Annotated in this window: 4 protein-coding genes; 3 read left to right on the top strand and 1 reads right to left on the bottom strand. The window is 42.2% G+C overall.

Annotated elements, in window-relative coordinates:
* Positions 1–115 precede the first annotated feature (115 nt).
* From RMY63_RS41170 to RMY63_RS41160, 3 genes are all read left to right on the top strand, one after another.
* Positions 116–1984, top strand: coding sequence for an S-layer family protein (locus tag RMY63_RS41170; RefSeq protein WP_322734189.1), 1869 nt, complete (start codon positions 116–118; stop codon positions 1982–1984).
* Positions 1985–2124: 140 nt separating this feature from the next.
* A complete protein-coding gene (locus RMY63_RS41165; RefSeq protein WP_322734188.1) occupies positions 2125–2733 on the top strand; it encodes a Uma2 family endonuclease in 609 nt (202 codons plus the stop codon).
* 326 nt (positions 2734–3059) lie between these two features.
* Complete coding sequence (locus tag RMY63_RS41160) at positions 3060–4364, top strand: P-loop NTPase fold protein (protein WP_322734187.1); 1305 nt, start codon at positions 3060–3062, stop codon at positions 4362–4364.
* Between the two features lie 168 nt (positions 4365–4532).
* On the opposite strand, the gene RMY63_RS41155 is transcribed toward RMY63_RS41160, so the two are convergent.
* Positions 4533–4751 (bottom strand): hypothetical protein (locus RMY63_RS41155; RefSeq protein ID WP_416212600.1); only part of this gene is annotated, 219 nt, incomplete at its 5' end.

The following is a 4751-nucleotide window of genomic DNA, read 5'->3' as shown; positions in this document are numbered from 1 at the left end:
TTCTCCGTATTTATTTATCTTTACATAGTTTAGTTTTTTCGCGCCGACTTACTTAAGCATTAGCGATGGTGGAGATATTACAACTAGAAGTAGTAACCTTGGCCACGGAGGAGATTTGACAATCAATGCCAAAGACTATGTAGAGGTTTTAGGTGGTTCACCCACTGGTCGCAGCGCTATCTCTACTAGTGCTTTAGGGTCTGGAGATGCAGGGAGTATGAGGATTAACGCAGGTCGTTTAAGCATTCGTGATGGAGGACAAGTCAGTACTTCTACCTTAGGTAAAGGAAAGGGAGGAAATTTGACTGTTAATGCTGACCGTAGCGTGGAACTCATTGGTACATCTATTGACGGTCGTTTTTTTAGTGCTTTGGCTGCTTCTGCTGAATCGCGTTCATCTGGGAATGCAGGAGATTTGACGATTACCACCCCAGATTTACTTGTGCGAGATGGGGCACAGGTTAGTACCGGTACATTTGGTACAGGTAAGGGAGGAAATTTATTTGTAAATGCCTCAAATAAAGTAGAACTGATTGGTATCTCTGCGGATGGTCGAACTGTTAGCGCCTTGGGTGCTTCTGCTCAGACAGGCTCAAGTGGAAATGCAGGAAATTTGACTATTGAAACTCAAGATTTATTTATACGAGATGGAGCAACAGTTATCACTGCTACATTTGGTACAGGCAATGGAGGAAATTTGACAGTCAATGCAAGCGGTAGCGTAGAAGTAATTGGCGCGTCTGCTAATGGTCTTTTTAACAGTAGATTGAGTACATCTGCGAACCAAGACTTAACAGGAAACGCGGGAGGCTTAACGATTAACGCCCAAAATTTACTTGTGCGCGATGGCGGACAGGTGGATGCGGCTACATTTGGTCAGGGTAAAGGGGGAAATTTAACTGTTAATGCCACAGGTAAAGTAGAACTGATTGGTACATCAGCAGATGTTAGTCTTTTTACTACTTTGGCTACTTCTGCTGAAGCAGGTTCAACTGGGGATGCAGGTGATTTGGCAATTAACGCCCAAGATTTATTTGTACGGGATCGGGCACAGATAATTGCTTCAACATCTGGTAGAGGTAAAGCAGGTAATTTAACTATAAACGCTTCTGGTAAGATAGAACTAATTGGTATCTCTGCTGATAGTAGTTTTGTTAGTGGTTTGAGTGCTTCCACTAACCAAGATTCGACAGGCGATGCGGGAAAATTGACGATTACCACCCAAGATTTACTTGTGCGAAATGGGGCAGCAATTAGCACTGCTACATTTGGTGCAGGTAATGCAGGTATTATGTCTATCAACGCTAACACCATCCGCCTAGACAATAAAGCCTCTCTCAACGCCAACACCCGCAGTCCAAATAAAGACCCCAACCGCGAACAAGCCACCATCAACCTCAACACTCAAAATTTAACTCTCCGTCAAGGTAGCAGCATTACTACCGATGCCACAGGCGAGAATGTCATTGGTGGTAACATCAACATCAATACAAAATTTTTAATTGCTCCAGAAAATAGCCGCATCAGTGCTAACTCAGATAACTCTCGCGGTGGTCAAGTGAGAATCAACGCTCAAGGTGTATTTGTCGGTACTCAACCCAGCGATGTCTCACAATACATCACAGCCAAATCGGGAGTTGGTTTATCGGGAAATGTTGATGTTAACTCCCCTGATAACAGTTCAATTCAAAATAGCCTCACCTCATTCCCCACAAATGCGATTGACACCAACGCGCTCATTGCTAATAGCTGCATAGCCCGTGCAAATCAAAAACAAGAAAATAGCTTCATCATCACAGGTGGAGGTGCTTTACCTAACCGTCCCGGTAATCTATTAATGTCTAACTATTCTACAGATAGAGTGCGTGGTGTCAATAATGAAATTACATTACGTCCTTGGAAAAAAGGCGATCGCATTATTGAACCAACTGGTGTATATCGACTCTCCGACGGACGACTGGTAATGAGTCGTCCATGCGAATAATTGCGATCGCCCTTGGCGCAAGCCGTACCCGGCTTATCGCAAGTCAGAAAACTGTTTGATGATTGGCTAAAATGGAGCGCAAGCCAAACAAACGAAAGCCTTATGGCTGCTATTTCGAGCGACTTCTAATCAAGTGCTACATGACTCAACCATTACCCAAACCCATAACCTACGAAGAATTTATTGAGTGGTATCCTAATGATGGAAAGCGCTACGAACTGCATAAAGGAATAATTATTGAAATGCCACCTCCCACAGGAAAACACGAAAATGTTACCGGGTTTCTAACGGTACAAATCGGTTTTCAACTTTTGCAAATGGGGCTACCTTATCGCATACCCAAAACTGCATTTGTCAAAACGGGAGATTCTACCTATTCCCCTAATATTTTATTATTAAATCACGAGAATTTGCTCAATGAACCTTTATGGAACAAACAATCAACTGTAATTAAACCCGAATCTGTCCCTCTGGTAATTGAAGTTGTTAGTACTAATTGGCGTGATGACTATCATGATAAATTCGGGGATTATGAGGAGATGGGTATTCCCGAATACTGGATTTTGGATTACGCTGCGTTGGGAGGTAAAAAATTTATTGGTAATCCCAAACAACCTACCATATTTGTATGTGAGTTAGTAGATGAGGAATATCAAATGACTCCATTTACTGGTAACAACTTAATTATTTCTCCCACTTTACCCCAACTCAATTTAACCGCGCAGGAAATTTTTGATTCGGCTTTGTAAATTACGTAATATTTACCAATAAAAATACATCGCTTGCTTGTCAAGCGTCATAGGACTAAAAATTAGTAGACCAAATTAAACTCATTATTCTGGCGATCGCACAACCATCCTACCAGAAAATCTTCAACCACCAGAACATTAGAAAGCTCAAGTTTCACCGTTAGATACTGAAACTTGAAGCTTTGAGCATCATCGCCGAAGCTTTTAGCTTCATCGTTGAACCTTAATCACTCAATCTGAAGAAGTTTTTTCCGAAATAGCCGCTTTATCCTCTGTATAATCACTGAAATGGGCAAGAGCGTTAGGCTGATTTCGGGTAATTTGTGATGAAACTAGATTTAGTCAGGTTTTTTCAAGCTTGCAACCCCAGTAAAACTCTGGTCGTGAGCAAACCAGAGGATAGACAATATTATATTGATTTCTCTAAAGTGCGTGGTGCCAAGATTATTGAGGAACTTGGGCGAACTATCACCCGCCTTGCACCTGAGCAACCCACTTGTCAATTGTTTACCGGACATATCGGTTGTGGCAAATCCACTGAATTACTGCGGCTAAAGGCAGAGTTAGAGCAGCAGGGATTTCATGTGGTTTATTTCGAGTCTAGCCAAAGCCTGGATATGGCTGATATTGATGTTACAGATATTTTATTAGCAGTAGCTCGTGAGGTTAGTCAAAGTCTGGAAGCAATCAAAATTAACCTCAAACCAGGATACTTTAAAAATCTGTTTACGGAAATTTCTGAGTTTTTGCAAACGCCGCTAGATATAGGCGTTGAGGCGGAATTATCTGTAGGTATTGCCAAGATTACCGCCAAAACTAAAGATAGTCCCAAACTTCGCTCTCAGTTACGGCAATATTTAGAACCGCGCACCAACGGCATTTTAGAATCAATTAACAAAGAATTGCTCAAGCCTGCTAGAGAAAAACTCAAGCAGCAGGGTAAAAAAGGACTAGTGGTAATTATAGATAATCTCGACAGAGTGGATAATTCTCAAAAACCTTCCGGTCATTATCAGCCAGAATATCTCTTTGTGGAACGGGGCGAACAGTTAAACCAGCTAAATTGTCATGTTGTTTATACCATTCCGTTAGTGTTGATTTTTTCCAACGCTTTAGGAAGGTTAACAAATCGCTTTGGCGTAGACCCCAAGGTTTTGCCGATGGTTCCTGTGGAATTACAAGATGGTTCGCAATTCTCACAGGGAATTGTACTGCTGCAACAGATGGTTATGGCGAGGGCTTTTCCTGGTGTCAGTTGGGAACAAAGTCAGAATTTAATTACTGAGGTTTTTGATAGTCCTGATACTTTAGAGCGACTTTGCCAAGTTAGCGGTGGTCATTTGCGTAACTTGTTGATGTTATTGTTTCGTTGTCTTCAGCAAGAAGACCCACCTTTGTCGCGGGAGTGTGTGGATAGGGTGATTAAACAACGCCGCAATGAGCTAACTTTGGCAATTACGCCTGATGAATGGGAATTACTACGTGAGGTAGCGCAAGCGAAAAACTTGAGAGGTCATGAAAGATACGAACTTTTGCTCCGCAGTATGTTTGTATTTGAATACCGGAATGAGGATGGTTCGTGGTTTGATATCAATCCGATTTTGGCAGAAGCCAAGGAATTTAGGTTATAAATCGGCTGTAGAGGCATAGAGTTGTACGCTCTTAGTACAGCTTTGCATTAATTTGTAGCGGTTTTAAACGCAAAGGAACGCTGAGGGAAACGCAGAGGTACGCAGAGGAATTCGCTATGAACTTACGAAATTATGTACTTAGCTATCAGGTATGCCCCTTTGGGAAAGTCAAAAGTAAGAACCCCATAAATAAATTTCGGGGCTTGTACCTTTTTCTTTCTGGTCAGCAATTACGGGAACCGTATCAGCAAGTGCGGGAGCTATTTCAGTAAGTGCGGGAGCTATTTCAGCAAGTGCGGGAGCTATTTCAGCAAGTGCGGGAGCTATTTCAGCAAGTGCGGGAGCTATATCAACAAGTGCGGGAGCTATATCAACAAGTGCGGGAGC

Source organism: Nostoc sp. ChiQUE01b, assembly GCF_034531255.1.
Classification (GTDB): Bacteria; Cyanobacteriota; Cyanobacteriia; order Cyanobacteriales; family Nostocaceae; genus Nostoc.
This window is presented reverse-complemented; position numbering and strand designations above follow the sequence as displayed.